Source organism: Hafnia sp. HMSC23F03 (genome assembly GCF_001816025.1).
Taxonomy (GTDB): Bacteria; Pseudomonadota; Gammaproteobacteria; order Enterobacterales; family Enterobacteriaceae; genus Hafnia; species Hafnia paralvei.
The window spans coordinates 169,288-195,709 of record NZ_KV824233.1; the positions used below are offsets into that span (position 1 = coordinate 169,288).

The following is a 26,422-nucleotide window of genomic DNA, read 5'->3' on the forward strand; positions in this document are numbered from 1 at the left end:
TTACTCCATCATTTTTTCAATTGGCAGAACCAGAATCGAGCTAGCACCCAGAGACTTCAATTTTTCCATGGTTTCCCAGAACAGGGTTTCGCTACTCACCATGTGCATCGCTACGCGGTTCTGATCCCCTGCCAGCGGCAGCAGCGTTGGGCGTTCAGCGCCCGGCAATAGCTGAATGATTTGCTCCAGTTTGTCGCTGGGCGCGTGCAGCATGATGTATTTGGATTCGCGCGCCTGAATCACGCCTTGAATACGGGTCATCAGTTTGTCGATGAGCTCTTGTTTAGCGGCAGGCATTTCGCCATCGCGCTGGATCAGGCAGGCTTTGGAGCGGTAAATCACTTCCACTTCGCGTAATCCGTTGGCTTCTAACGTTGCGCCGGTGGAAACCAGATCGCAAATGGCATCAGATAAACCGGCGCGCGGAGCAACTTCCACTGAACCATTCAGCAGGCAGGACTTGAAGCGGATATTTTGTTTGTCGAGATATTGCTTGAGCAGGTGTGGATAAGAGGTGGCGATACGTGAGTCTTGCAAACACTGCGGGCCGTCGTAAGGAACGTCTAACGGCATGGCCAGAGAGAGACGACAGCTGCCGAAATCTAAGCGACGTAGGGTAAAGTAACGAGGATCTTCCCCCTGAGCGCGACGGCTTAGCAATTCTTCTTCCAGAACGTTTTCGCCGATAATGCCCAAGTCAACGACGCCATCCATAACCAGGCCAGGGATATCGTCATCGCGAACGCGCAGGATATCGATAGGCATGTTTTCCGCGAACGCAATCAGGCGCTGTTGTTGTAGGTTGATTTTTATTCCGCAGCGAGCCAGCAGTTCTTGCGAGTCTTCGCTCAGGCGACCGGATTTCTGCATGGCGATACGTAAGCGAGTTTTGTCTAACATGGTACTTCCCCTAATATTTTGAATTCTGTGATGTTGTATGTCAGTTAATGCTGTTTGCTAAGTTGTTGGCTAAATCGTAGATAACAAAAAAGCCCTCGGAAGATAATCTTCCGAGGGCTCTCTTTTTGCGTTCTGCGCCACTGGAAGATTGTTAACCGTCTTCCAGCACTCATCGGCCTGTCAGACTAGTCAGGATGATGGTGATGATGGTGGCTGAACTGAACGCGAGTAAGCATTTTTAGTAATCCAATAAGCGGGCAGACACTATTGTCTGCGTTAACTGTAAATTAACCTAAACCATATGACGGGGAGATGGCAACCCCTTTTTTACGGTTATTTTTTGTTTGATTAGCCGCTTAGTTCGACAGTAAAAAGTTTAATATTTCGTTTTTGTTTCATTTATCTAGCATGATTGATTATTACTGACAGTACTTTACTGCACGATATCTCGTGAAAGTGGCTTATAGCCGTCATACTTGAAGTTGCATCTTACTGGCTGTGCTGAGCGCGTCCGATTCATGGAATCGCTCTTAAGAGTTAGCGTTTGCTGCCTTGATGCAACGACAATTATTTTGGGGATAGGGGATGAATTGTGCTATATGGTCGGGCTATAGTTTGTGCTTGAATTATTTGCGATTGAATCGCAAGTCATAGGTGTCGAGAGGGTGCCGCAATGAATAAAGTAGCGATAGTTGGCCTTGGTTGGGTGGGGATGCCACTGGCTTTGTCACTTCTGGGACGTGGTTATCGAGTGGTGGGGAGTAAAACCACTTCGGATGGCGTTGAAGCGGCCCGTATGAGCGGAATTGAATGTTATCCATTGGTGATGACGCCTGAGCTTGAATGCGAGCAAGACGATCTAGAACAGTTGCTGGATGCTGATGCGTTAGTCATTACGCTTCCCGCAAGCCGTAGACCGGAAGAAGGCGAACGTTATCTTCATGCCGTTCAACTGCTGGTTGATAGCGCGCTGGCGCACAATGTGCCGCGCATTATTTTTCTGAGCTCCACGTCGGTATATGGTGACGCCGTGGGTACGGTAAACGAGCGTAGCGAGCTGCAACCGACGACCAGCGCAGGCCGCACGCTGGCTGAGCTGGAAACATGGTTGCACGATCTGCCAAATACCTCGGTAGACATCCTGCGTTTGGCTGGATTAGTGGGGGCGGGCCGCAATCCGGGAAGATTTCTGGCGGGGAAAACCGACGTAGTAGGTGCAAGCAGTGGGGTGAATTTGGTGCATCAGGATGATGTTATCGCCGCGATTCAAATGCTGCTGAAATTGCCGCAGGGTGGGCATGTATACAATCTGTGTGCGACGATTCATCCGACTAAAGCGGAGTTCTATCCACCGCTAGCGCGTTCCTTAGGCTTGGAGCCACCGCAGTTTGTACCAGAGGAAAAACCATCGCAGGGCAAATTGGTCGATGGTTCGTTAATCAGCAAAGAATTGGGATTTGAATATCAGTATTCAAATCCGGCTCTGATGCCGTGGAATTGATTTCTTCTGATTGATGGCTTAACAAAATGGCCATTTGGCGAAGGTGGATTGTTTAGATGATCCACGTAGCTAGCGTATTGTGGGGCGGCGATTTGAAATACATTTGTATTAGCCCCCCACAGGTTAGCGCTAAGGCGTTGAGCCGTTTTATTTGCCTGCGCTAAACAAGCTAAAGTTGTCGGCGGCTTACGTCGCCAACTGATTTAATAAAACGTGCCATGATTAATCAAGTTGCCAATCACTATATTCACTCATTATATTCACTCACTACATTCAATCTATTATGAAAATATCTACTTAGCGAAAGCCGCTCTATCCTGTTGGTGGTTTATCATGTTATTTTTCAAATAATTCATAACACTGCCAGATGTGAGTTTTAGCGTTGGCGATATGTTTAAGCCACCACTTTTTAATCCTTTTGCCGTCCATTTATTGCAGGTGTTTAGAATGTAGTAGCGGCCTGTTGCTGCATAAAATTGGCTATCACCATAGATCCCTTTTCTTAATGGGATAATTTTATTCTGTTCGTCACGTTCAAAGCTATTTGCAATAAAAGTGAGCATGTTACTCAAACCGTTATCAGTAAGGGTAAGGCTAAATAATTCACTGCCAGTAAAAAAAGCCTCTGGCGAAGTAGGAACAGAAACCACATGCATCACGGCTCCAGATGACCAAAACATAGCCTGAAAGGTTAATCCGGTAGTGATCTCTTGTGCCTGATAAAAACCTTTATCCCCCCAACCAAACTCATACCATTGGCCTATTTTAAAGCGCTCAGTTAATGGCGGTAGATATATATTCATTTTTTCTGCCGGTACAATAATTCCGGTATGCCAACCATGATTGACAATGTAAACCAGATTGGAACCCGTATCTTGCGAGGGCGCTGTTGTTGGTGTAATAGCATGTGGCATACCAGAGCAGCCAAACAGACACAAAGTACAAATCAGTAGAAACAACGTTCTCATCTATTGCTATCTCAATATTTAACCGTGGCTGTTTCGAGGTTATGTTCAGTGGTGGTTTTTACAGTGCAGTAAATCACTATGCGGAAAACAAATCCACTATTCAGTGCTGTGGTGGCATTAAATAATATGTTAAGTCAGATATCGATGAAATATAACTTCAGCTATTTAATGTTCTATATTGAATTAAAATATGAAAAATCGATCTGGGCAGAAAATAAATCAGTACTCATATAAATTAATTATTGAACGGCGTGCTATTTCTGGGCTTGAATCGCTTTTCATCAGATTTTGTTTTGCTTAAACGCGAGATAACCATTTGCGGCCAATGCCAATGGCTTGAAAAAGCCGCATAAAAAAGACCCATAAAAAAGACCCATAAAAAATTATGGGTCTTTACATCCATCAGAGGATCGTTCAAACGATCCACCTAAATCCTTTGACGGTTTTTTTATGAAAAAACAGTCAATGAAACGCTAGGCTAAAACGCTGCCCCACATGTCGTATTCATCGACGTTTTCAATGGTGACGTTAACCACATCGCCCACTTTCAGCTTGGTTTCACCGTTCAGGTAAACGACTCCGTCGATCTCTGGAGCATCGGCCATGCTGCGGCCAATGGCACCTTCGTCGTCCACTTCGTCAATAATAACCGGTAGCGTATGGCCCACTTTGTCCTGCAGACGTTGAGCTGAAATCTGCTGTTGAAGCTGCATGAAACGGTGGAATCGTTCTTCCTTCACTTCTTCAGGAACTTGGTCAGCCAGTTCGTTGGCGGCAGCGCCTTCAACAGGGCTGAACTTGAAGCAACCCACACGGTCCAGTTTGGCTTCGCTCAGGAAATCCAGCAGCATCTGGAAATCTTCCTCGGTTTCACCCGGGAAACCAACGATGAACGTTGAGCGCAGTGTTAGCTGCGGACAGATTTCACGCCAGCGTTTGATTCGTTCCAGGGTGCGTTCTACCGCGCCAGGACGCTTCATCAGCTTAAGGATTTTTGGGCTCGCATGCTGAAGTGGAATATCCAAATACGGAAGCACTTTTCCTTCCGCCATCAGCGGGATCACGTCATCAACGTGCGGGTACGGGTAAACATAGTGCAGACGAACCCACACGCCAAGCGATGAAAGCTGCTCGCACAGGCTAATCATGCTGGTTTTGACCGGCTGGCCGTTCCAGAAACCGGTGCGGTGCTTAACGTCTACGCCATAGGCTGAGGTATCTTGCGAAATGACCAGCAGCTCTTTCACTCCGGCATCCACCAGTCGTTTGGCTTCATCTAAAACAGAGCCAATAGGGCGGCTATCGAGATCGCCACGCATGGATGGAATGATGCAGAAAGTGCAGCGGTGATTACAGCCTTCGGATATTTTCAGATAAGCGTAATGTTTTGGCGTAAGTTTCACGCCCTGTTCCGGCACCAAGCTGGTGAAAGGATTATGCGTTGGCTTAGGCACGTACTGATGCACGTGTTTGAGCACGGCTTCATAGCTATGCGGGCCAGTAATTTCCAGAACTTTAGGGTGAACTTCGCGGATCTGGTTCTCTTTTGCCCCTAAGCAGCCGGTAACAATCACTTTTCCGTTTTCGTTGAGAGCTTCACCGATAGCCTCCAACGATTCCTGAACGGCACTGTCGATAAAACCGCAGGTATTTACGATGACAAGCTCAGCGTCATCGTAACGAGGCACAACATCATAACCTTCGGTGCGCAGTTCGGTCAGAATACGTTCAGAGTCCACCAGATTTTTCGGGCAACCAAGGGACACAAAACCAATACGCGGTTGTTGCATATATTACGCTCACAAAATGTTCAAAGAATAAAAACGGCTGCGATTTTACACGGGAATGTACCCCGCCTCTAGTTTTTATCATGGTAGCTGCTTAGGCTATGTTAAGAAGCATACGTTCATCGAGATAAATAACGCCGGATTGGGCGATTTTTAAGGATGCAGAAATGATAACACTCGAAACTCAAAGACTGACTATGCGGCAAATCACAGAGTCTGACTGGGATTTCTTTTGCGCTCTTTATCGCGATGAACAGCTCATGGCGCTGATTGCTGATGCTCAAACAGAGCAGCAGATCCGAGCCGCTTTTGATTGTCGTTTGCCTGAGTGGCGTAAAGAACAGCCGCAGTGGCTGTGCTTAGTCATGATTGAGCGAGATACGGGGCAGCGAGTGGGATTGACGGGGTTTGTTTCTGAATGGCTGCCACACCGTATGGCGGAAGTTGGCTACATTATTGCCCCTCAATTTCAGCGCAAAGGCTATGGCCAAGAATCTTTGAGTGCGCTCATTGATTTCGCTTTTTCACAATGCGGTTTTCACAAGCTAAAAGCGGTAGTCACTTCTGGAAATAATGCGTCGCGTGCGTTGTTGATAAATACTGGATTTCAGCAGGAAGGTTGCCTGAGGAAAAATTATTATCTGCAGGGAAAATGGCATGATGATTGGGTCTTCGGTTTATTGGCCGAAGAGTATAGCAGGGGATGACCCCCTGCTATTGGGATGAACTTTTTTATAAACGCTATTACGCAGCCAATGTTCTTTTAACAAATAGCTGAGCGCAAAGCAGAAGTACCAAGATACCGGCCATCACGAGTAAATGCTCAATGCGGAAATGATCGGCCAGTGGACCAAACAGCACCATCCCTAGCGGCAGTGCGCAGCAGTTAGCCACCTGTACCAAGCTGAAAATTCGGCCATGCATAGTAGGGTCAACCTTTTCCTGTAATAACGCGGTGATAGGTGCGTTAAAGCACGGCATGGTAATGCCAATCAGAAAATTAAAGGCCAGATAAATGGCAAATACCGGTGCGCAGCCGAGCGCAATCATGAAAAAGCCGTAGGCTCCGCCCGCCAACAGGGTGGTACGCAAGCGACTGTTGAATCCGCCCCACATAGCAATCAGTATGCCGCCCACGATGGCTCCGCTACTAAATGCCATCTCATTGATAGCCAAACGCCAGGCCTCAGGGCCAAACGAACGGCTAACCATCAACGGAGTCATAAACGCCGCGGGGCTTATCAGAATCATCATGACAATCAAAAAGATAATCAGATAGCGGATAAAAGGGTTTTCCTTCAAATAGTGGAAACCTTCTCTGATGGCCTTGATTGTCGATTTGCCCTCAAGATTTTGGCTGGAAAGTCTGGCGAGCTTCAGCATCGACATCAGCGTGAGCGCGATAGCCGCGGTGATAACATCGACAAAGAAGATTTTCTCGATAGAAAAATAGGCATAGAGAACGCCGCTTGTCGCCGGTGCAATCAGCATATTCAGCGAGCTTAATGTGCTATTGATTCCGTTAACCCTGATCAAATGCTCTTTGGGAACCAACTGAGGAATAATGGAATTAACCGTTGGCGTTTGAATTCCCGTACCAAAAGAGCGTACTGCTAATACCGCAAAAATGAGCCATAACGGCTTGTATCCGAGGATAAACGAAATCGCTAACAGCAGCGTAACCACGGCAATCACCGCATCCGAAATCATGCTGACATACTTGCGGTTATAGCGGTCAACCCACACGCCAGCAAACAGAGAGATGATGAGCTGTGGTAAAAAGCCACATAGAGTGGATAGGGTGATCATCAGCCCAGAGGAGGTGGTCAGCGTGATATACCAGATAATGGCGTACTGCACGATCGAAGAGCCAAACAGCGAAATGGTTTGAGCAGATAGGAAAAGGGTAATGTCCTTTTTCCAGTAAGAATGTGGAGTCATAACGTTGATACTCATTCATAGAAAGCCATTCAAAAGCCGGATAACGTTGACCCGGCTTAAAGATTGTTTACTTCAACAATCCGTCACAGATGTCTTGCAACATCAAGGGGCACAGATAAAGCGTGGAAGGTAGCTTGCAAACTCTCGATTTCAGACAGCACAAGACGACGTAATTAAACGACAAAAAGCGGCTGGCTGATGAAGAGTTTAAGCGGCAATACGCTGCTGATTAGGCTCCGAACAACGCTTCATCTTTCGATTGCGCGGAGCTGCGTCTGGTGACGGACTTTTTGAAGTAACTGCAGACCATGAAATAAGCTCACTAATAGGGGAGGAATTCCCCTGAGATTGAGCGTGGATTATATCTATGGCTTATGGATTGGGCAAACCATCGTTACCAAAAGATTATTCCAAACTCAGGCTATCGCCGGTGTTCAGCGGCTGTGCGTTGGGCAGCCATAAGCGCCCCCACGCTCCCGTGCAATGGCAGCCATAGATGAGATCGATATTTTGTTCTTGAAAATAGCGACGGGTGCTGAGCATTTCGCGAATGCCTGCACTGCGTAGATGCAGACCGCCAATGACGGCGCTGACCTTATCGATGCCGGTAATATGCTTGGCATAACGGATGATATCGCAGATGCCTGAGTGAGAGCAGCCAACGATAATGACGAGTCCTTGGCTTCCCTGCCAGATGAGACAGCTATCATCCTTAACGTAGTCGGTGGTGAAGCCATCTTCGTTTTCAATGAGGCCGAAACTTTTGTGTTTATTGCTGCGCTCAATTTCACCAGCAAAAATAAACCGACTGCCTATCGATACGGGATCGCGTGAAAGGCGAAAAGGAAAATGCGTTTTAAGCGCTGTTTCGCTATTTTCTGGGGAGATCTTTTTTAGTCTTATCGCGCGTGAACCGACAAATTTTCCCGCGTAACGAGTTAGAAATACGTCTGGGTGACAAATGACTTCGGGCTTATGCGGCGTATGAGGAATGAGGTAGGGCAGGCCGCCAAAATGATCGTAGTGTCCGTGCGATAACACGACGCGAGTAAGGGTGCCTAAATCAATTCCTAAGCGGCGAGCATTGTCACAAAATCGCTGATCTTGCCCAGTATCAAATAAGATGCGTTGTTCACCATCGTCCAACAATAAACTTAATCCTACGCCGCCGTCTAACTGTGGGTGATGGTTTTTATTTTCTAACAGTACCGTGATGTTGAGCGACATCCGTTTTCTCTTCTATTTATTGTCTTATCCGCGGGCTTAAGCCGCACTTTTTAGATGTGAATTAGGCAGCCCTGTTTTACGAGTGAAGCTAATTGTTCTGGATAAGTGGTAAATGAATTCCAGCGTAGATCGAGGCGTTTAAGATTTTTTAGCTCTTGAATACTTTCCGGCAGTGACGTCAGATTATTGGCGCGCAAATCCAGCGTCTGTAGATGAGTCAGTGCGGCAATCGTATCTGGCACTTCTGACAGATTGTTAAACCTGAAGTTGAGATCCTGCAAGTGATTCAATTGAGCAAATGAATCAGGGATAGATTTAATCCTATTTCCTGAGATATCGAGTACCCGAAGCTGGGTAAGTTGTCCGATTGAATCAGGAAACTGACTGAAATGGTTATTCATCAGATGCAACTCTTGCAGATTTTTCAGATCGCCAATTTTTTCTGCAAGAATGGATATTTTGTTGTTGTATAACCGTAATTCCTCCAACGACGACATCGCAAAAACAGCTTTAGGGATCGCCGTGAGATGGTTATCGGTGATGTTGAGGTAGCGCAAATTCCGCAGGGCAGAAAATGTGGCGGGAATGTCCGTAAGCGAGTTATTGCTCAAATAGAGATAAATTAGCTGGGTGAGTCTTCCCATGGTGTCCGGCAGTTCGGACAACCGGTTATGCCCGAGATCGAGCATTTCTAACGCCCTAAGCTGCCCGATGCTGTCGGGGATTTTGGCCATCTGATTACAGGAAATATTGAACACCTGAAGTTCAGATAGCATTCCAATCTGCTCAGGGTATGAGCTTAATTGATTGTTATATACGCTAAGCCCCGTCAGGTTTGTGTTGAGTTCAATGCCATCGAGCCGTTCAAGCTGTTGGTTATCCAGATTAAGAAACCGCGTGTTGCTTTGGCTAGAAGATGAGTTTGTTCGCTGGTGTAATAACATACAAACGGTCCCAAAAAGTCATGCAGAGGGGGAATTCATCAATCTAGCCAGTTTGCCAAGAGATGAAAAGGTTAAGGGGCTAAAACTGAGGCGTGGAAGAACAAATAGTCTCTTCATGACGCTATGAGATCTTTGTGTATACGCGTGTGTTTAAATAGTGATAGAGAGCACATCGCTGTGATGAATAGATTTTCATAATGAATAAAATTTTGGCAAAAGTTGAGATGAGCTATGGAACCACTGCATGCGATTTGGGTCACCATTGGGTTGTTTGTTCTCACATTTTTTAATCCCGGCGCAAATCTCTTTGTGGTGGTGCAAACCAGCTTATCTTCAGGACGTCGAGCCGGGGTGTGTACTGGTTTAGGTGTTGCTCTGGGAGACGCTATTTATTCCGGTCTGGGTCTATTTGGTATGGTTGCTTTAATGACTCAGTTTGAAAGCCTGTTTTCATTTATAAAAATAGCCGGCGGCCTCTATTTGCTTTGGTATGCCTACGGCGTCGTGCGTAATCAAAATGACGTGCAAATTAGCGCATTGCACACGCTTATACCCGGAAAAGGCGCGGTGTTTTTTCGCCGTGGTTTGATTACCGACCTTTCTAATCCGCAGACCGTGCTTTTTTTCATCAGTATTTTTTCCGTCACGCTGAGTGCAGATACCCCTATTTGGGCTAAGTTATTGACGTGGTTAGGCATTGTCTTGAGTTCTATTCTGTGGCGAATTTTTCTCAGTCAGGCTTTCTCTCTCTCTGCGGTGCGTCGTGCCTATTCTCGTATTCAGCGCGTTGCCAGCAAAATCATCGGCGCAGTGGTGGGCATATTTGCTCTGCGGCTTATCTATGAAGGTAGCCGTGAATTAAGCCGCTAATCGTAAGATAAACTCCGTTGTCGGAGTATTTGCTCAGATATCAACTATGCTGATATTGGGTGAATATTGTGACAGGGTGTTGGGGGAGATATGTATGATTAATATACTTAACGGCTATATTGCTAGGTCAGCTACTTCTTTTTACGCTAGCGAATCTCTGCGCTTGTAGCTCTGTTTTTGTATATAAATTTGTTAGTTTTTATTGCTGGTTTTTTGTTCAATTAAGCAACATTTCGTGCGATCTATCACATTAAATAATTAACAAATTTTTAGTGATCCTTTTCTACCCTAATCAGTAAGTTACCCGTAACAATGTCCATTATTTAGCCCAAAACCGCCATTTCAAAACGTAGCGGAACGTAAATAAATGTTTCATAACAACACATTCATCAAGGAAATGGTGTTAAATAACTGATAACATTTTGTAAGTGGGCAATGTCATGGCAAAAGAAACCTCAGGAAGCTCAAGAAGAGATTTCCTACTAAAAACAATAACATTAGTACCCGCAGTGGCTATTGGCGGAACGGGAATCGGCTCTCTTGCCGCTCCGGCCATCGTTCAAGCGGCAGAACCTAAAGCGCCAGAAAAACACACGGCGCGTGATTACAATCCTACCTTTTTCACCCCTGAAGAATATGCCTTTGTCAAAGCCGCCGTCGCACGTTTGATTCCCAATGACGATCGCGGCCCTGGGGCTTTGGAAGCTGGTGTTCCTGAGTTCATCGATCGCCAGATGAACACGCCGTATGCCACAGGTTCCCAGTGGTATATGCAAGGGCCATTTAATCCAGACGCTGAGCACGATTTTGGCTATCAGCTACCGCTAACCCCACAGCAAATTTATCGTTTAGGCGTGGCTGAAGCGAATGATTATGCCAAAAAGCAGGGAGGCAAAGTTTTTGCTGATCTGCCGCAAGATAAGCAAGACGATCTCTTAAGCCAGATGGAAGGCGGTAAGGCTGAATTCACTCAGGTTCCGTCTAAGGTCTTTTTCTCTTTCTTACTGCAAAACACGCGTGAAGGCTTCTTTAGCGACCCTATTCACGGTGGCAATCAAGGAATGGTGGGCTGGACGTTAATTAACTTCCCCGGCGCACGAGCCGATTTTATGGACTGGGTAGAGCGCGGTGAACGTTATCCGTTCCCTCCGGTATCTATTCGCGGAGAAAGGGGATAAGTCATGGCGAATACAATGAAGAAAGTCGATGCGGTCGTGGTTGGGTTTGGCTGGGCCGGTTCTATCATGGCGAAGGAGCTAACCGAAGCGGGCTTAAACGTGGTGGTATTGGAAAGAGGTCCGCATCGTGACACCTATCCTGACGGCGCTTATCCGCAGGTTATCGATGAATTGACCTATAACATCCGTCGTAAACTGTTCCAAGACCTGTCGAAAAGCACCGTAACCATCCGCCATAATGCTTCGCAAACCGCATTACCCTACCGTCAGCTTGCTGCATTTTTACCCGGTACGGGAACCGGTGGTGCAGGATTACATTGGTCGGGTGTACATTTTCGTATCGACCCAATGGAATTGCGCATGCGCAGCCATTATGAAGAGCGTTACGGTAAAAACTTTATTCCTGAAGGCATGACTATTCAGGATTTCGGCGTGACTTATGAAGAGCTTGAGCCCTATTTTGATAAGGCTGAAAAAGTATTTGGCACTTCGGGTACACCGTGGAGCGTAAAAGGTAAAGTTGTTGGACAGGGTAAGGGGGGCAATCCGTTTGCGCCGGATCGCTCAGATAACTTCCCACTGCCTGCGCAGAAGCGCACTTTCTCCGCGCAGATGTTTGCTCAGGCAGCTGAATCTGTGGGCTATCATCCTTATGATTTGCCATCGGCAAACACCTCCGGTCCATATACCAATACCTATGGCGCGCAGATGGGGCCATGTAATTTCTGTGGATTCTGTAGCGGTTATGCGTGCTATATGTACTCCAAAGCCTCTCCGAACGTTAACGTATGGCCAGCGCTGCGCCAAGAACCTAAGTTTGAGCTGCGTACCAACTCACATGTGCTGCGCGTTAATCTGACTGATGATAAAAAACGCGCCACTGGCGTAACTTATGTGGATGCGCAGGGGCGTCAGGTTGAACAGCCTGCCGATTTGGTGATTCTGGCTGCATTCCAGTTCCATAATGTGCATCTGATGTTGTTATCTGGGATTGGTAAACCTTATAACCCTATTACTAATGAAGGTGTTGTGGGGCGTAACTTCGCTTACCAAAACATTTCGACTATCAAGGCTTTCTTTAATAAAGATATCTTCACCAATACGTTTATTGGGGCGGGTGGCGCTGGCGTGGGTGTCGATGATTTTAACGCTGATAACTTTGACCATGCGAAATACGGCTTTGTCGGGGGATCTCCATTCTGGGTGAATCAGGCGGGAACCAAACCCATTTCAGGTTTGCCAACGCGTCCGGGTACACCCACGTGGGGCAGCAAATGGAAAGCGGAAGTGGCTGATGTCTATTCGCACCATGTCTCTATGGATGCACATGGCGCACATCAGTCTTATCGTGCCAACTATCTGGATCTCGACCCGAACTATAAAGATGTTTATGGTCAGCCGCTGCTGCGTATGACGTTTGACTGGCAAGAAAATGACATCAAAATGTCGCAGTTCATGCATGGCCGGATGCACAAGATTGCGGAAGCCATGAACCCCACTGTAATCAGCGGTTCGCCAAAATCTGAAGGAACGCATTTCGATACGACGGTCTATCAGACCACGCATATGAACGGCGGCGCGATTATGGGGGAAGACCCTAAAACCAGCGCGATTAACCGCTATTTACAAAGTTGGGATGTGCCAAACGTGTTTGTACCGGGAGCATCTGCATTCCCGCAAGGTTTGGGCTATAACCCAACAGGTACCTTAGCGGCACTGACTTACTGGTCTGCTCGTGCAATTCGCGAACAGTATTTGAAAAATCCAGGACCGTTGGTGCAGGCATAAGGAAACCAGAAAATGAAAAAACTTATCTCAGCTCTGGTGTTTAGTGCGGTGAGTCTTAGCGCCGCTGCGCAAGAAACCAGCGGTGTCGATTTGATCAAACGTGGTGAATATCTGGCGCGAGCCGGTGACTGTGTGGCATGTCATACCAGCAAGGGGGGAATGCCTTTTGCCGGGGGGCTGCCAATGGCTACGCCGATTGGCACCATCTACAGCACCAATATTACTCCGGATAAAAAGCACGGTATCGGTGAATACTCCTTTGAGGATTTTGATAAAGCGGTGCGCCACGGCGTTGCGAAGAACGGCGATACACTTTACCCCGCGATGCCATATCCTTCTTATGCCGTGGTGACTGAGCCGGATATGCGTGCGCTCTATGCTTACTTCATGCAAGGGGTAAAACCTGTCGCTCAGGCAAACAAAGACAGTGATATTCCTTGGCCTCTGTCGATGCGTTGGCCGCTGTCTATCTGGCGCGGTATGTTTGCCCCTGATGTACAGGATTTCACCCCAGCACAGGGTGAAGATCCCGTATTGGCGCGGGGGCGCTATTTGGTTGAAGGCTTAGGGCACTGCGGTGCCTGCCATACACCGCGCAGCATCACAATGCAGGAAAAGGCATTAAATAACGGTGAAGGCGAAGTCTATCTATCAGGCAGTGCACCGATTGACGGCTGGATTGCCACGAATCTGCGAGGCGATTATAAAGACGGCCTAGGGAGTTGGAGCGAGCAGGATCTTACTGAGTTCTTGCGCACGGGGCGCAACGATCGTACTGCGGTGTTTGGCGGTATGACCGATGTGATTGAGCACAGCTTGCAATACTTAACTCCGGAAGATGCCACGGCGATTGCGCGTTATCTGAAATCGCTTCCAGCGAATGATAAGGATCAAAAGCCGTTTAAAGAGGACAAAACCGTCGCTAATGCGCTGTGGAAAGGTGATGACAGTAAAACGGGCGCCGCATTGTATGTGGATAACTGTGCTGCGTGTCACCGCACTGACGGCAGCGGCTATACCCGATTCTTCCCAGAATTACGGGGTAATTCGGTCGTGATGACGGATGACGCCACTTCGCTGATCCACGTGGTACTCACGGGTAATACGTTACCGGGTGTGCAGGGGGCTCCATCGTCTATCACCATGCCTGCGTTTGGCTGGCGCTTAAACGATCAGCAGGTCGCAGACGTGGTCAACTTTATCCGTACCAGCTGGGGTAACAAGGCTCCAGAAATTACGGCTAAAGATGTGGCCAAGGTGCGTGAGGATAAAGATATTATCCCTGACCCTAAACTGCTTGGTAGCCCTGACATTGAAAAATTGACGGCTAGCCAGCACTAGCATAAACGACCCCGGCAAGTCCGGGGTTTTTTATCGGTTGTAGATAGGACAAATCCATACAAGGCATTACCCCTTCGTCTGTTGATGCGGCATCTAGCGGCAATGGCCAATGCGTTTATTCTCTCCTGAGCATCCAAGAAAACGGTATCGCATCGCGAATTGATGACAAATCAACCATGAGCAGCACAACGATTAAGCAAAAAAATTGATTAGCGAGTCTGTAAGGTTGGATTATATTTAAAGGACTAATAATCGGGGGTTTATTCTTTAAGTTAAAGCCGTTATGGTTCCAAGCAGGGCTTGAATAAGCTTTGCGAAGGTAAAGATTAATTTTTGTTTATCTGAATGGATACGCTGGCATCATCATGAAGAAAATCGCACTCACTACGTTAATCAAAAAAATCACTCTCGGGGCAGGCCTGACGCTAATGGCGATCCCGATGACCTATGCCGATGAGGCTGCACCAGCGGCCCCACAAATCAACGCCAAAGCCTATGTGCTGATGGATTACGATAGCGGGAAAATCCTGACTGAAGCTAACGCCGATGAGCGTTTGGATCCCGCTAGTCTGACGAAAATCATGGCCAGTTATGTGATTGGCCAGTCAATCAAAGCAGGAAAAATCACGCCGAACGATATGGTGGTGGTGGGAAAAGATGCTTGGGCAACGGGGAATCCAATCTTACGTGGCTCGTCGCTGATGTTCCTCAAGCCGGGCGATCGCGTGCCAGTCTCTGAGTTAAATAAAGGTGTGGTTATTCAGTCGGGTAACGACGCGAGTATTGCATTAGCTGATTACGTTGCTGGAAGTCAGGACGCTTTTGTGAGCCTGATGAATAAATACGTTGAGGCTTGGGGGCTGAAAAATACGTCGTTTAAAACCGTGCATGGTTTGGACTCGGAGGGACAGTACAGCTCGGCACGCGATATGGCGCTGATCAGCCAACGCCTGATTGCCGATGTGCCTGATGAATATGCCCTACATAAAGAGAAAGAGTTTACCTTCAATAAGATTCGTCAGGTCAATCGTAACCGCTTGCTCTGGGATAGTAGCCTAAACGTGGATGGTATTAAAACCGGTTACACGTCTGGCGCGGGGCATAATCTGGTTTCTTCGGCAACCGATGGGCCAATGCGCTTAATTTCCGTCGTGTTGGGTGCTCCGACGGATCGTATTCGCTTCGAAGAAAGCAAAAAATTGCTGACTTGGGGTTTCCGTTTTTATGAAACCGTAACGCCAATCAAAGTGGGTCAGGCATTTACCACCGAAAAAGTCTGGTTCGGGGATAAGAGTGAGGTCGAGCTGGGCGTGAATAAAAACGCCGCTGTCACTATTCCGCGAGGGCAGTTAAAAAATCTGAAAGCTAGCTTTACGCTCAATCAGCCACAGCTTGAGGCTCCTCTAGCTAAAGGGCAGGTGGTGGGAACTATCGATTTCCAACTGAACGGTAAAACTATCGAACAGCGTCCGCTGGTGGTGTTAAATGAGGTCAAAGAGGCGGGATTCTTTGGCCGGATAATCGATTTCGTGATGATGAAAATTCATCAGATATTCGGCTCGTGGTTTGGTTAAGTCATAGTGTCAATAATCAGCGTGCGTCCTGCACGCTGATTCCTTATTATAAATCCTGATGATGTAAGTAAACTACATGGCAGGATAACCTAATTAATTATTCTCATTCCTCTGAGTTGTAAAAATAAAACTTCTTATAATTCAGCAAATCAAACTTTTCACTTCTGCAATAACTACAGAGTTTCCTCTCATCGTGGTATTTTATTTCTTGTTTTATCATCAACAGAAAAATAAAGCTCAGTGCAGAAGAGATGACTCTCTTCATGGTGTGGCGGTAGCATGTATTTTATATATGAGTGAATGAAATGATCTCGCCTGAATCCGGCTGCATAATTCATGTGCTGGATGAGTTTTAAATTATGAGAAATAATTAATATGACTAAAATGAGTAAAAGCAATTCATCAAGATGATGCACTTTCCTTGTGAGTGGATGAAGATGGTTGTGAACATGATAATAATGGCGCATTTCATTGGTGTTTGAGAAATAATAAAAGTGAGGAGAGCTAATTAAATTGATAAAGATAACGTATCTTGATCCAGACCCATTAATGGCTAGTGATGTGCGTAATTATATCAGGTTGGCTAAAAATTTTAGTGATAAAGTTGAGGAATGTTTATATCAAAGATGAGTGGATGGGGATAACCTATAATATGATCATAGAATATAAAACATACGGCCATGACGATGATGTTCAGGAGATAAGCAGTGGAGATGTGCTGAGGTACTGCGATTTAAAAAACATTTCTCTTGATGGCGGAGAGTTTGATAATACATTTTTATCTTGTGCGATAGAGTTCTGCGACCTGTATTGGGTGCTATTTAATAACTGTTTATTTGTAGATGTTCGTTTTTGTGATTGTAAATTTAGCGGTGTTAGTTTCATCTCTTGCCGGTTTATCAATTGTGATTTTGTCAATTGTGAATTCACCCAGGATAATTTTAATCAATTATGTAGTTTTACAGAAACTATATGGTTTGGCTGTAAGGTTGAACATAGCAATGGGTTACCTGATGGTGTTTGATTTATATTCTATTCGGGTCAAAAAGGGTAGTCTTAAAGACAAGTTAAAAAAGTGGCTTAAGGTTATATTCGATTTATTTTGGCGTATAGGTTAGTTTGTTTTTCTCATGGTAGGTGATTTTCATACTTATGATAATTACTCCAATAAAAGAGGTCATTCTGCTTTCCTACAAACGACGCTTATGACTCTAAGGATATCAACTCTCTTTCCAGATTAAATACTTTAGACTTGTTAGCTACGGAAACTAATGTGACAGATATGGATGTCATAGTGAATTTATCAAATGAAAAACATCAATTACTTAAATAAAAATGAAATATATGATGAGTTGATAAGGAGTTTTCCAACACAACCTATTCCGGTTCTTTCAGAGAATATGAAGGGATTCTGTGATCCAGAACTTGTGCATGATTTTTTCTCGGGGAGAACATGGGATGATATTGCAGCTAGTTTGAAATTGAAAAATGACTCTTATGCTCTGGAACTGGGTGTTTCATTTCTATCGGAGGATGAGTTTTTTTATTATATACCTCTATATATTTATGCTTCTTTGCATAATAAAGATGAATTTTTTGTTTTTGAATCCGATTTCGTTCAAGCATATTTATGTCCTGATTTTCGAAGCCATGATGACTTTTTAAATTTTATACTTAGATTTTCTGATGCCCAATTGTTGATGCTGGCTCAATTTATGTCTTACGAATCAGAGATTTTGAAATGCTTTTATGCAAGTAAAGCGTGCGTGGATTTTTGGGACACATATTTGTAGGGAAATAGGGGCGCTGTATTACTCCTCCATCCCCTATGTGCGACTAACTTAACCGATAAAAAGAGTTTACTTACCTATTTTATTGGTTTTGAAAACCCTGTGATGAGATTGCTTATTGAGTATGCTCTGGCTGAAAACAAGAGGGAGTCGCGGTGGGAGAGGCTGTTTGGGATAGAAATATTCAACATATTGAGACTCAAAGTGCGAGCAACAATTGTTAACTCGCACTTTGAGGTTTTGTGGCTGAATCGACGGGGGTTTAGCTCGGTCACTAAGCACCCCTTAAAAATAGAATCAACCGCAGGTCAGTACTTTCAGCGCCAAGCCACCGCGGGATGTTTCGCGGTATTTTGAGTTCATGTCTTTGCCAGTTTCATACATCGTTTCAATGACTTTATCCAGACATACGCGTGGGTCGCTGGTACGGCGCATTGCCATACGTGAGGCATTTACCGCCTTCACTGCAGCGATGGCGTTACGCTCGATGCAAGGTACTTGGACCTGTCCGGCAACCGGGTCGCAGGTTAAACCAAGGTTATGTTCCATAGCGATTTCTGCTGCCATGCATACCTGCGCAGGGCTTCCGCCCATCAATTCAGTAAGACCTGCTGCGGCCATCGAACAGGCTACGCCAACTTCACCCTGACAGCCCACCTCTGCACCAGAAATCGACGCATTCATCTTGTAAAGTGCACCGATAACCCCAGACGCCAAGAAGTAGCGAGAGTAGGAGTTGGTGTTAACTTCGCGAATAAATTTATCGTAATAGGCCAGAACCGCCGGAATAATTCCGCATGCGCCGTTGGTTGGAGCTGTCACGACGCGCCCGCCGGCCGCGTTCTCTTCGTTTACCGCAAAGGCGTACATGTTGATCCAGTCAACAACGGCCATTGGATCCACGCTCATTTTGTCATGGGTGACCAGCATGCGACGCAGTGCTGAAGCACGGCGCGGAACGCGCAGTGGCCCAGGCAAAATGCCTTCAGTATTCATGCCGCGCTCAATTCCGCTGCGCATAACATCCCAAACGCGCGTGAAGTGTGCATCGATCTCTTCTTTGCTATGCAAGGCGAGTTCGTTTTGCATTACCAAACCAGACAGAGACAGGCCCGAGGCTTTGCAGTGCTCTTGCAAATCAGCCGCGCTCTTGAACGGATAAGGTACCTGAACTTCATTTTCAGATTGCTTGCCGAAGTTTTCTTCGTCAACGATGAAACCGCCGCCGATAGAGTAATAGGTTTTGCTGTGAACAACGCTATCCCCAGACAGCGCAGTAATGCGCATACCATTTTCATGCAGGGAAAGATTGTCTTGGTGGAAATTCATGCTGGTTTCCAGCGGGAAATCCACTTCGTGTTGGCCTTTAGCCAACAGTAAACGCCCACGCTGTTCTACATCTTTGATAAAGCCTGGGATCATGTCGATATCGACGCTATCAGGCATGTTGCCTGCTAATCCCATGATAATAGCCAAATCCGTGTGGTGGCCTTTACCGGTCAGGGAAAGTGAGCCGTAAACGTCAACAACTACGCGGGTGACATCGTTCAAGATGCCTTTTTTAATCAGGTCGTCAGAGAATTCTTTACCGGCTTTCATTGGGCCAACGGTATGGGAGCTGGATGGGCCAATGCCAATTTTATAAATATCAAATACGCTAATCATGTCGCCTCCGTACGTGAAACAGGGCTATATCCTTCGTACTTGAAGCTGCTGCCGTGCTGCAATTCCAATTACTTTGGATATAAAGAATGATGCTGCCAGAGAAGGGGAGTGATACGGCCAGCGCGAGAGAATGTGCGCTGGCCGGTAGAACATAACTCTTACAGCGATTAACCGAACAGGGTGTACAGGATTGCAGAGATTGCAATCAGACCCATGACAACCACGAATACGTTGCTGATGTGGCCGCTGTATTTACGCATCGCAGGTACTTTATGGATGGCATACATTGGCATCAGGAACAGGATCATCGCGATAACTGGACCACCCAGGGTTTCAATCATGCCCAGAATGCTTGGGTTCAGCGTTGCAACAGCCCAAGTTGTCAGCAGCATGAACAGCGCAGTAATTTTGTTCAGCTTGTTAGTTTCGATGGTTTTGCCTTTGCCACGCAGAGACTTAATCACCATACCGTTGAAGCCTTCACGAGCACCCAGATAGTGGCCCAGGAAGGATTTGGTGATCGCGATAAAGGCAATAACAGGCGCCATGTATGCGATAACCGGAGTATTAAAGTGGTTCGCTAAGTAAGACAGAATAGAGATGTTCTGTGCTTTAGCTTCTGCCAGATCCGCTGGAGACAGGCTCAATACGCAGCTAAACACGAAGAACATAACGGTCAGAACCATCATGATGTGCGCGAAAGCCAGAATTTTGGAGCATTTCTTTTCAGCGTCTACGCCATATTCTTCACGTTTTGCTACCGCGAACGCAGAGATGATGGGTGAGTGGTTGAAAGAGAACACCATAACTGGAATAACCAGCCACAGGGTCATCCACAGGCCGCTGCCGTTCATAGACTGAGTCATTGCAGCCGTTTCGAAGATAGCGCCGTTCCAGTTAGGGATCAGATACAGAGCCAGCAGCATCAGTACCGCAACAAACGGGAATACCAAGATGCTCATTGCTTTAACGATGAACTGTTCGCCCAGACGAACAATTGTCATCAGACCCAGAATCAGGATCAGAGACAGAATTGCACGTGGAGGAGCCGTCATACCCAACTGGTGAGTAATGAAGCTGTCAACGGTGTTAGTAATAGCAACGCTGTAAACCAACAGAATTGGGTAGATTGCGAAGAAGTAAAGCAGGGTAATCAGTTTACCTGCGCCAACGCCAAAATGCTCTTCTACAACTTCGGTGATATCTTCACCAGGATTTTTACCAGACAGCACGAAACGGGTCAGACCGCGGTGCGCAAAGAAAGTCATAGGGAAAGCGATAATAGCCATGATGATCAGTGGGATTAAGCCACCGACACCGGCGTTGATTGGCAGGAACAGTACGCCCGCGCCAATCGCTGTGCCGTATAGGCCCAGCATCCACATGGTATCTGACTTGCGCCAGGCCGTTGCGGAACCAGAAGTAGAAGTCACAGTGCTAGTCTGAGTAGTGTCCATAGGGTCTCCGAAGTGAACACGTTTAAAACAGTTTCTTTTCAAAACAAGACATCGTTCTAGCGTGAATTGTCACGAAAGAACTTTATTCAATTCAACATACTTAGTGTGTTGTTTATAACCTGGTTTATTAAAAAATGGATTTACACCATTAAATAAAGCCTAAAGCCGCTGCACTATATAGGAACTCACTTTTGTCTGCTCGACCAAAATAAGAAAAATCGAACAAAAAACAGTCCGTTCATAACGCGATCTTTTATTCGTAATGTGCAGCAATGGTTTTCGGCGGCAAAGATATATTTTTACAGTTAAAACGTCCGTGATCCGCCTCTCAAATGCGATATTCACTCGATTTTATGGCGTTTTTTCTCTTTTTTTGACTGAAATAAACACACAAATTTAACAAGGAAATCAATGCTGATTAACAGTCATAGGATAAATAGTAAAAATTCGTTTCTTATGTGAAATAAAAAACACGATTTCACTTAATTTCAAAAAATGACAAGTTATAACAGTGGTTATAGTAAACAGGTAAATTATGAGCGGGTAATATCATAACTAGCTGTTTTTGTATGATTTTATGGTTGTGCGAATTTAGCGCAATGTTGAACATAAAATATGCTCATCAAGCATGAGAATTATAATGAAATAGGTTATTAAACTAGAGTGATTAATAATCAATAGTCACGATTATAAATAGAATTGGCAATTAAGTATGACTAATTAACTCACTGGTAGTAAAGGAATTGGTAGGGTAGGAATTTGTGAATGGTAAATAATTGAGCGTTAAACGAGGGCAAAATGACTACAGCTCAATTAAAATTGAAACTGTAGTTCATAAATTAGATTATCAAAATAATACTACGTAAAAAATAGAAGCTAGCATAATAACTGTACGTTTTTCAGGATCAGGAACTGGCAAATCTCTGAGCGGGGGGCTTGATCGGTGACCAGTACGGAAAATTCGGAAAGGGGAGCAATCCATGCTGGCTTAATCTCGCCAAACTTGCTGGCATCAGCGATCAGCACTGAGCGACGGGCTCTTTGAATGGCTTTTTGCTTAAGTGCTATCTCGTCCAGATTAAAACAGGTCGCGCCTTGTTTTGGCGTAATACCTGCCGCGGAGATAAATGCAATCGTTGGGCAAAGATTGTCTAACTCGCTGCTGATGCCGTTTGGCACAAAGATGGCGCTGTCAGGGTTAAATGAGCCACCGCATAGGATCACTTTGCAGTTTGGTTTGGTGCGCAGCGCCATGAAGGTATTCAGTGAGTAGCAGACCCCCGTGAAACTCAGTGACTCATCCAAGGCATCGATAATGAATGGAACCGTTGTACCGCAGTCAAAAAACACCACGTCATCTTCTTGGACGAGCTGAGCCGCGAGGGTGCCGATGTGGCGTTTCTCTTTAACGCGTTTTTCTTGCTGGTCTGTCACAAAGTAGCGAGCGCTTTGGTGGATTTTGGGATCCAGCACTACATATCCGCCCAGCAACACTACATCGCTGCTCTGTGAGGCTAAATCGCGGCGAACCGTCATCTCGGAAACATTGAGCAACTCGGCGGCATCTTTAAGATGCAGTTTATCTGTTCGTTTGAGCGCCTGTGATAAGCGGTTAATACGATCGTAACGCCGGGTTTCCATAATTTTTCTCAATAAAGTGGCCGGAGCAGAAAGCATAATCCGGTCAAAGATAATCGGGATGCCTTTTCCCATGAGATTTTGGGTAAGGTACAACAGTTCCAACAACACGTTGGATGAGATAAATGCGACTACTTTCAACGAATTCAAACTTTCGCGAGGTTTTTTTATCTTACCTCTGTGCCTGCCGAGGCGCAAACCTGCAATGTTGTCAATGTAGTGCAAATGTAGTTCAGCAAACACAAAAAAGCCCGTAAAAACGGGCTCATGGTATGCATTTGGTTATTGTCTCACCCAACCGCGACGAATGGGGAGCGCAAAACTAAATTGATAAACTTGGTATAGACGATTCACTATGCTTTGTCCGATCACACCCCACAAGAGCTGGGTGACAGCACAGCTCATGAGGCCAACGAGAAGCCCTCCGACCATGTCTAGCGGCCAATGCACGCCAAGATAAACACGTGACCACGCAATGCCTGAACCCAAAACGATTAATAGTGTGCCAAGCCAGATTCGGCGATACCAGAATAGGAAAGCGAGCGCGAAAGTGAAAATACCGGTGCCGTGATCGCTTGGGAATGAATTATCTGGTGCATGTGGAATGAACTGGTGACCAAATCCATCGACAAAGGGCCTTGCGTGGGGAAATGCCATGCCGATCACGCGTGAGGCTAATAGGGCAAAGACGAGAGCGAAGGTGGCTTTCGTCGCAAGAGTACGGTTTTCTGCCATCTCTTTGCGTGGCCCCCATAGCCAGAACCCAACAATGAGAATAGGCACAATGGCGATAAGATCGTTGGCAAAAAACTTAGCTAACGTGATGAGCCAAGCAGGGGAATTTGGTGTAGCGTTCACCAGCAGAAAGAACGCTTGGTTAAACTGTTCCATATACGTCTTACTCTATTAACAAACCCGAAATAGGCAATCTCGATAAAAAACGGCTTTCATCGAACGGAGCCTTACAAAGCCGAGCCGCAAGATCACATTGATCCGCATAAGTGACGGCAAAAGGACGCATACAATAAAAGTCGATGTCGAGGGAGTAAAGGCTAGTAATCCTAAAGTTTGCAATAAGTGCGAATATTTGAATTTAAGATTAAAAAGTTGCGCGTTACCCCATGTGGCTCACCTTAACAATTGCAGCTTAAGGGAACATTAAGGAGGTAACGCGATATATCATTTCAAGTTATCAGTAGGCTCTAGCCGGTGTGGTCGGGAATATTAAACCAATGGCAAGGGCGCTGAGCGCAGGGAATAACGCCATAAAGAACCAAGGTAATCCTGCGAGCGTCAGGCTATGTCTGGTCGCTTCCATCAATTCACCGACGATAGGGCTACCCACCAATACGGCAATCCCCCCGCTGAGCGCTAATGCCTGATAATAAGGTGCGGTGTCATTGCCAGCAGCAAAGTAGGTCACAATGCGTTTGGCGGCAGGAACGATAAGGAACTGCCCACAATTGATAAAGAATACAAACATTAGCAGAGGCAGATAGCCATGCCAGCCCGTTGTCTGATGACGTATGGCGATAAAAGCCATATAGAGGAAAGCCAGAGACAATGTTGCAAAGCCCATGACAATCGCTTGGCTCTCTTTTTTGCTGGTGAAGTTACGTAGACCCACCTGAATTAGCAACGATATCAGCACTGAAAACGCAAACAATAAGCCAATGTATTCGCTCTCACCGCCTAGATGCCGAATCGTGAGGGGGAGCGCTAAAAACAGCTGGCTGTAGCTCAACAGATAGCTGCTATAGGCCAATACAAACAGTAAGAAACGACGGTTCTGCAACACGCTTTGCCATGTGCTTTTCTTATCAGGCAGTGCGGGATAATAGAAACTTGCCGGTAATTTTTTCGCAAGCCAAATCATCGCTACCACGAAAATCAGAACGCCTCCCCATGCAAGAACGTGAAAGCCAAGTCCAACTAACCAAAGACCCAACAATGGCCCAACGATAGAACCTAATTCACCTGCAATGGACACTGAATTCTTGAGCTGCTGCACTTTCTCTGTTTTTAGTTTGTGGTCACCTAGACCTGCTTCATTCATCAGCAGATTTTTTGCCGGTGCAAATAGGGCGCCGCCAATACCGGTTAGGAGTGCCCCCGCGATCAGCAGATTAGGCTGACTCGCTAACGCTAGGCACAAGAAGCCGCTGGCCTGCGTAAAGCAACCCAGCAGTAAGAGATTCTTTCCACCCATCGAATGCGCCAGTTGGGTACTTTTTATATACATCATCTGTTGTGCAAAAAAACGCAGCCCGACGACGAGTCCAATAATCTCTCCAGATAGCCGCAGAGAGTCGTGCATAAACAGCACGAGGAAAGGCACCACAAGATAAAAGGCACCGCTGAAAAGTGACTGGGTGGCGACGAGGTCACGCGGGCTAGCGTACAGAGGAACTGAGACAATTTTATTTTTAGACTTCATAGAATTACCAATAATGAGTGAACGTCCTTTAGGCACTCTCTGTGCAGAGAGGTCGCTTCAACCCGACTCATCATGAGAACGGCTCTAATTCACAGTTCATTCAAACACGTCGATGTTAAACGCACAGTATCGAACGCAGATTTGACTGAACGAACAGGGCTAGGGTATAGCGCTTAACTTAAGCCAACATTAAGGAGTGACTAAGTCGGTTGCGGAGCGTTTTTACGATGAGCAGACAATGTTTGTAGACCGAGGGACGTTTTCAGCAATGAGGGGAGCGTTTATTATTATGTCCAGCATCGCGTATGGAGTATTAACATTTTTACTTTTTGTCAATATACTCAAACCACAAATTAATGCTTCCAAGGAATGGATTTAATTGTGCACTATATTTGTTATTTTAATGTTTATGGGGTTTTTATTTTTATCTCCGATAATATATGTTTCTCCCGTTTTTATTAAAGATGCATGGGAGAATGATAAGACCCCTTATGGAATGAGGCTGTCTTCATTTATTTTTTTAGAGTTAACGATTTTACTTGTTGTTTTTATTGGTATTTTTCATCTGGCTAATGATTCGATAAACTTATTAACTGCATTATTCCTAACGGTCAACTTTCTTCCCTACACACCTTTAGCTGTGGGGGCTTTTCTCCTGAGAAGGAATCGAAAGGTTTCTCAGGCCTATGTATTATCTTTAAGCCGGTGGATGGTTTTTGGGGCGTGCATAGTGCAGGTGCTGTTTATTTTTATTTCGGTGCCTTTGTATTATTTCTGAGTAAGAAATATAGCTTGAAATATAATAGAAGCCGTTTCCCATACGGCTATCGATTCGTCGAACATTGAGGAGTAATAGATGGTTATTTTGATTCGAGAGGCAAAGGCTGAAGATCGTGATGCATGGCTAATGCTTTGGAAAGGGTATACCGAATTTGCAGGCTGTGTTCTCGATGATGAGATAACGTCGTCAACATGGCAACGAATCCTTTCGGGCGACTCACAGTTGTTGTGTCATGTGGCTGAAGTAGAAAAAGAGATTGTCGGTTTTTCCTTGTGTGTGCTGCATGAAGGAACGTGGGTGACAAAGCCGATTTGTTATCTTGAAGATCTCTATGTAGAAGAAAAAATGCGTGGTTTTGGCATTGGTAAAGCCCTTATTGAAGCCCTCAGCGATGAAGGAAAAAGCAGAGGATGGGCAAAAGTATACTGGGTAACCAGAGCAACGAATCCGGCCAGAAAGCTCTATGATAAGCTCGCGGTAGTCGATGATTTTGTACGGTATGGGATCCGGTTTTGAGGTAACGACAGCTATCGCATTGGCTAACGCCGTTCAGTTTAGTCCGATTTAGGGGGGGAGTTCCGTGGTGTGGTAGACCCGTGTATCTCGATGTCTTAAACGAACGACGTTAGCCGCGT

The 26,422-nt window shown here is 45.9% G+C and carries 22 protein-coding genes and 1 other annotated feature; of the genes, 10 read left to right on the forward strand and 12 right to left on the reverse strand.

What is annotated here, in order from left to right:
- Both hisG and hisL read right to left on the reverse strand, forming a co-directional pair.
- Positions 1 to 900, reverse strand: coding sequence for an ATP phosphoribosyltransferase (gene hisG, locus HMPREF3091_RS15655; RefSeq protein ID WP_004095958.1), 900 nt, complete (start codon positions 898 to 900; stop codon positions 1 to 3).
- Positions 901 to 983: 83 nt separating this feature from the next.
- Positions 984 to 1,110: a sequence feature (His leader region), on the reverse strand.
- Positions 1,086 to 1,136 carry a his operon leader peptide gene (gene hisL / locus HMPREF3091_RS22515; RefSeq protein ID WP_102961614.1) on the reverse strand — a complete coding sequence of 17 codons (51 nt, stop codon included), beginning with the start codon at positions 1,134 to 1,136 and terminating at the stop codon, positions 1,086 to 1,088. (Overlaps the previous feature by 25 nt.)
- A 437-nt stretch (positions 1,137 to 1,573) precedes the next feature.
- Here hisL and HMPREF3091_RS15660 point away from each other — a divergent pair, with 437 nt between their 5' ends.
- Positions 1,574 to 2,401: an SDR family oxidoreductase gene (locus HMPREF3091_RS15660; RefSeq protein ID WP_070716912.1), complete on the forward strand. Its 828-nt coding sequence runs from the start codon at positions 1,574 to 1,576 to the stop codon at positions 2,399 to 2,401.
- Between the two features lie 293 nt (positions 2,402 to 2,694).
- Here HMPREF3091_RS15660 and HMPREF3091_RS15665 read toward each other — a convergent pair whose 3' ends face one another.
- Both HMPREF3091_RS15665 and rimO read right to left on the reverse strand, forming a co-directional pair.
- A complete protein-coding gene (locus tag HMPREF3091_RS15665; RefSeq protein WP_070716915.1) occupies positions 2,695 to 3,369 on the reverse strand; it encodes a TIGR02117 family protein in 675 nt (224 codons plus the stop codon).
- A gap of 473 nt (positions 3,370 to 3,842) precedes the next feature.
- Positions 3,843 to 5,159 carry a 30S ribosomal protein S12 methylthiotransferase RimO gene (gene rimO / locus HMPREF3091_RS15675; RefSeq protein ID WP_070716920.1) on the reverse strand — a complete coding sequence of 439 codons (1,317 nt, stop codon included), beginning with the start codon at positions 5,157 to 5,159 and terminating at the stop codon, positions 3,843 to 3,845.
- A 164-nt stretch (positions 5,160 to 5,323) separates the two neighbouring features.
- Between rimO and HMPREF3091_RS15680 the strand changes: the two genes are divergently transcribed.
- On the forward strand, positions 5,324 to 5,863 hold the full coding sequence (locus tag HMPREF3091_RS15680; RefSeq protein WP_083321443.1) for a GNAT family N-acetyltransferase: 540 nt from the start codon (positions 5,324 to 5,326) through the stop codon (positions 5,861 to 5,863).
- Between the two features lie 37 nt (positions 5,864 to 5,900).
- Here HMPREF3091_RS15680 and HMPREF3091_RS15685 read toward each other — a convergent pair whose 3' ends face one another.
- The 3 genes from HMPREF3091_RS15685 to HMPREF3091_RS15695 all read right to left on the reverse strand — a co-directional run bounded on the left by HMPREF3091_RS15685 (position 5,901) and on the right by HMPREF3091_RS15695 (position 9,268).
- Positions 5,901 to 7,097, reverse strand: a complete 1,197-nt coding sequence (locus tag HMPREF3091_RS15685; protein ID WP_070716922.1) for an MFS transporter — start codon at positions 7,095 to 7,097, stop codon at positions 5,901 to 5,903.
- 405 nt (positions 7,098 to 7,502) lie between these two features.
- Positions 7,503 to 8,324 carry an MBL fold metallo-hydrolase gene (locus HMPREF3091_RS15690; RefSeq protein WP_070716923.1) on the reverse strand — a complete coding sequence of 274 codons (822 nt, stop codon included), beginning with the start codon at positions 8,322 to 8,324 and terminating at the stop codon, positions 7,503 to 7,505.
- A gap of 50 nt (positions 8,325 to 8,374) precedes the next feature.
- Entirely contained in the window at positions 8,375 to 9,268 is an 894-nt protein-coding gene (locus tag HMPREF3091_RS15695; RefSeq protein ID WP_070716926.1) for a leucine-rich repeat domain-containing protein, read from the reverse strand.
- A gap of 231 nt (positions 9,269 to 9,499) precedes the next feature.
- Between HMPREF3091_RS15695 and HMPREF3091_RS15700 the strand changes: the two genes are divergently transcribed.
- The 7 genes from HMPREF3091_RS15700 (at position 9,500) to HMPREF3091_RS15730 (ending at position 17,812) form a co-directional block, all read left to right on the forward strand.
- Positions 9,500 to 10,138 carry a homoserine/threonine efflux transporter gene (locus HMPREF3091_RS15700; protein WP_004095931.1) on the forward strand — a complete coding sequence of 213 codons (639 nt, stop codon included), beginning with the start codon at positions 9,500 to 9,502 and terminating at the stop codon, positions 10,136 to 10,138.
- Positions 10,139 to 10,578: 440 nt separating this feature from the next.
- Positions 10,579 to 11,316 (forward strand): gluconate 2-dehydrogenase subunit 3 family protein, encoded by a 738-nt coding sequence (locus tag HMPREF3091_RS15705; protein ID WP_070717188.1) that lies wholly within the window; start codon positions 10,579 to 10,581, stop codon positions 11,314 to 11,316.
- Positions 11,317 to 11,319: 3 nt separating this feature from the next.
- Positions 11,320 to 13,104 (forward strand): GMC family oxidoreductase, encoded by a 1,785-nt coding sequence (locus HMPREF3091_RS15710; RefSeq protein WP_004095925.1) that lies wholly within the window; start codon positions 11,320 to 11,322, stop codon positions 13,102 to 13,104.
- A 12-nt stretch (positions 13,105 to 13,116) separates the two neighbouring features.
- On the forward strand, positions 13,117 to 14,445 hold the full coding sequence (locus tag HMPREF3091_RS15715; protein ID WP_070716929.1) for a c-type cytochrome: 1,329 nt from the start codon (positions 13,117 to 13,119) through the stop codon (positions 14,443 to 14,445).
- A 365-nt stretch (positions 14,446 to 14,810) separates the two neighbouring features.
- A complete protein-coding gene (locus HMPREF3091_RS15720; protein ID WP_070716932.1) occupies positions 14,811 to 16,019 on the forward strand; it encodes a serine hydrolase in 1,209 nt (402 codons plus the stop codon).
- A 652-nt stretch (positions 16,020 to 16,671) separates the two neighbouring features.
- Complete coding sequence (locus tag HMPREF3091_RS23085) at positions 16,672 to 17,043, forward strand: pentapeptide repeat-containing protein (RefSeq protein WP_168168192.1); 372 nt, start codon at positions 16,672 to 16,674, stop codon at positions 17,041 to 17,043.
- Between the two features lie 283 nt (positions 17,044 to 17,326).
- A complete protein-coding gene (locus tag HMPREF3091_RS15730; protein ID WP_070716937.1) occupies positions 17,327 to 17,812 on the forward strand; it encodes a hypothetical protein in 486 nt (161 codons plus the stop codon).
- 294 nt (positions 17,813 to 18,106) lie between these two features.
- On the opposite strand, the gene HMPREF3091_RS15735 is transcribed toward HMPREF3091_RS15730, so the two are convergent.
- The 5 genes from HMPREF3091_RS15735 to HMPREF3091_RS15755 form a co-directional block, all read right to left on the reverse strand.
- On the reverse strand, positions 18,107 to 19,474 hold the full coding sequence (locus HMPREF3091_RS15735) for an L-serine ammonia-lyase (RefSeq protein ID WP_004095916.1): 1,368 nt from the start codon (positions 19,472 to 19,474) through the stop codon (positions 18,107 to 18,109).
- A 167-nt stretch (positions 19,475 to 19,641) separates the two neighbouring features.
- Positions 19,642 to 20,931: an HAAAP family serine/threonine permease gene (locus HMPREF3091_RS15740; protein ID WP_035504064.1), complete on the reverse strand. Its 1,290-nt coding sequence runs from the start codon at positions 20,929 to 20,931 to the stop codon at positions 19,642 to 19,644.
- Positions 20,932 to 21,807: 876 nt separating this feature from the next.
- Positions 21,808 to 22,572 carry a DNA-binding transcriptional repressor DeoR gene (deoR, locus tag HMPREF3091_RS15745; protein WP_035504144.1) on the reverse strand — a complete coding sequence of 255 codons (765 nt, stop codon included), beginning with the start codon at positions 22,570 to 22,572 and terminating at the stop codon, positions 21,808 to 21,810.
- A gap of 279 nt (positions 22,573 to 22,851) precedes the next feature.
- Positions 22,852 to 23,460: an undecaprenyl-diphosphate phosphatase gene (gene ybjG / locus HMPREF3091_RS15750; RefSeq protein ID WP_070716938.1), complete on the reverse strand. Its 609-nt coding sequence runs from the start codon at positions 23,458 to 23,460 to the stop codon at positions 22,852 to 22,854.
- Between the two features lie 301 nt (positions 23,461 to 23,761).
- Positions 23,762 to 25,006 (reverse strand): MFS transporter, encoded by a 1,245-nt coding sequence (locus HMPREF3091_RS15755; RefSeq protein ID WP_070716942.1) that lies wholly within the window; start codon positions 25,004 to 25,006, stop codon positions 23,762 to 23,764.
- 856 nt (positions 25,007 to 25,862) lie between these two features.
- Here HMPREF3091_RS15755 and HMPREF3091_RS15765 point away from each other — a divergent pair.
- Complete coding sequence (locus HMPREF3091_RS15765) at positions 25,863 to 26,303, forward strand: GNAT family N-acetyltransferase (protein ID WP_070716957.1); 441 nt, start codon at positions 25,863 to 25,865, stop codon at positions 26,301 to 26,303.
- Positions 26,304 to 26,422: the final 119 nt, after the last annotated feature.

Bases quoted from the DNA above. Each gene is read 5' to 3' on its own strand.
- HMPREF3091_RS15665 (WP_070716915.1), bottom strand. From the start codon at position 3,369: ATGAGAACGTTGTTTCTACTGATTTGTACTTTGTGTCTGTTTGGCTGC.
- ybjG (WP_070716938.1), bottom strand. From the start codon at position 23,460: ATGGAACAGTTTAACCAAGCGTTCTTTCTGCTGGTGAACGCTACACCA.
- HMPREF3091_RS15695 (WP_070716926.1), bottom strand. From the start codon at position 9,268: ATGTTATTACACCAGCGAACAAACTCATCTTCTAGCCAAAGCAACACG.
- hisG (WP_004095958.1), bottom strand. From the start codon at position 900: ATGTTAGACAAAACTCGCTTACGTATCGCCATGCAGAAATCCGGTCGC.
- HMPREF3091_RS15710 (WP_004095925.1), top strand. From the start codon at position 11,320: ATGGCGAATACAATGAAGAAAGTCGATGCGGTCGTGGTTGGGTTTGGC.
- HMPREF3091_RS15680 (WP_083321443.1), top strand. From the start codon at position 5,324: ATGATAACACTCGAAACTCAAAGACTGACTATGCGGCAAATCACAGAG.
- deoR (WP_035504144.1), bottom strand. From the start codon at position 22,572: ATGGAAACCCGGCGTTACGATCGTATTAACCGCTTATCACAGGCGCTC.
- HMPREF3091_RS15700 (WP_004095931.1), top strand. From the start codon at position 9,500: ATGGAACCACTGCATGCGATTTGGGTCACCATTGGGTTGTTTGTTCTC.
- HMPREF3091_RS15720 (WP_070716932.1), top strand. From the start codon at position 14,811: ATGAAGAAAATCGCACTCACTACGTTAATCAAAAAAATCACTCTCGGG.
- HMPREF3091_RS15660 (WP_070716912.1), top strand. From the start codon at position 1,574: ATGAATAAAGTAGCGATAGTTGGCCTTGGTTGGGTGGGGATGCCACTG.
- HMPREF3091_RS23085 (WP_168168192.1), top strand. From the start codon at position 16,672: ATGATCATAGAATATAAAACATACGGCCATGACGATGATGTTCAGGAG.
- HMPREF3091_RS15705 (WP_070717188.1), top strand. From the start codon at position 10,579: ATGGCAAAAGAAACCTCAGGAAGCTCAAGAAGAGATTTCCTACTAAAA.
- HMPREF3091_RS15715 (WP_070716929.1), top strand. From the start codon at position 13,117: ATGAAAAAACTTATCTCAGCTCTGGTGTTTAGTGCGGTGAGTCTTAGC.
- HMPREF3091_RS15735 (WP_004095916.1), bottom strand. From the start codon at position 19,474: ATGATTAGCGTATTTGATATTTATAAAATTGGCATTGGCCCATCCAGC.
- HMPREF3091_RS15740 (WP_035504064.1), bottom strand. From the start codon at position 20,931: ATGGACACTACTCAGACTAGCACTGTGACTTCTACTTCTGGTTCCGCA.
- HMPREF3091_RS15765 (WP_070716957.1), top strand. From the start codon at position 25,863: ATGGTTATTTTGATTCGAGAGGCAAAGGCTGAAGATCGTGATGCATGG.
- HMPREF3091_RS15690 (WP_070716923.1), bottom strand. From the start codon at position 8,324: ATGTCGCTCAACATCACGGTACTGTTAGAAAATAAAAACCATCACCCA.
- HMPREF3091_RS15685 (WP_070716922.1), bottom strand. From the start codon at position 7,097: ATGACTCCACATTCTTACTGGAAAAAGGACATTACCCTTTTCCTATCT.
- HMPREF3091_RS15755 (WP_070716942.1), bottom strand. From the start codon at position 25,006: ATGAAGTCTAAAAATAAAATTGTCTCAGTTCCTCTGTACGCTAGCCCG.
- rimO (WP_070716920.1), bottom strand. From the start codon at position 5,159: ATGCAACAACCGCGTATTGGTTTTGTGTCCCTTGGTTGCCCGAAAAAT.
- HMPREF3091_RS15730 (WP_070716937.1), top strand. From the start codon at position 17,327: ATGAAAAACATCAATTACTTAAATAAAAATGAAATATATGATGAGTTG.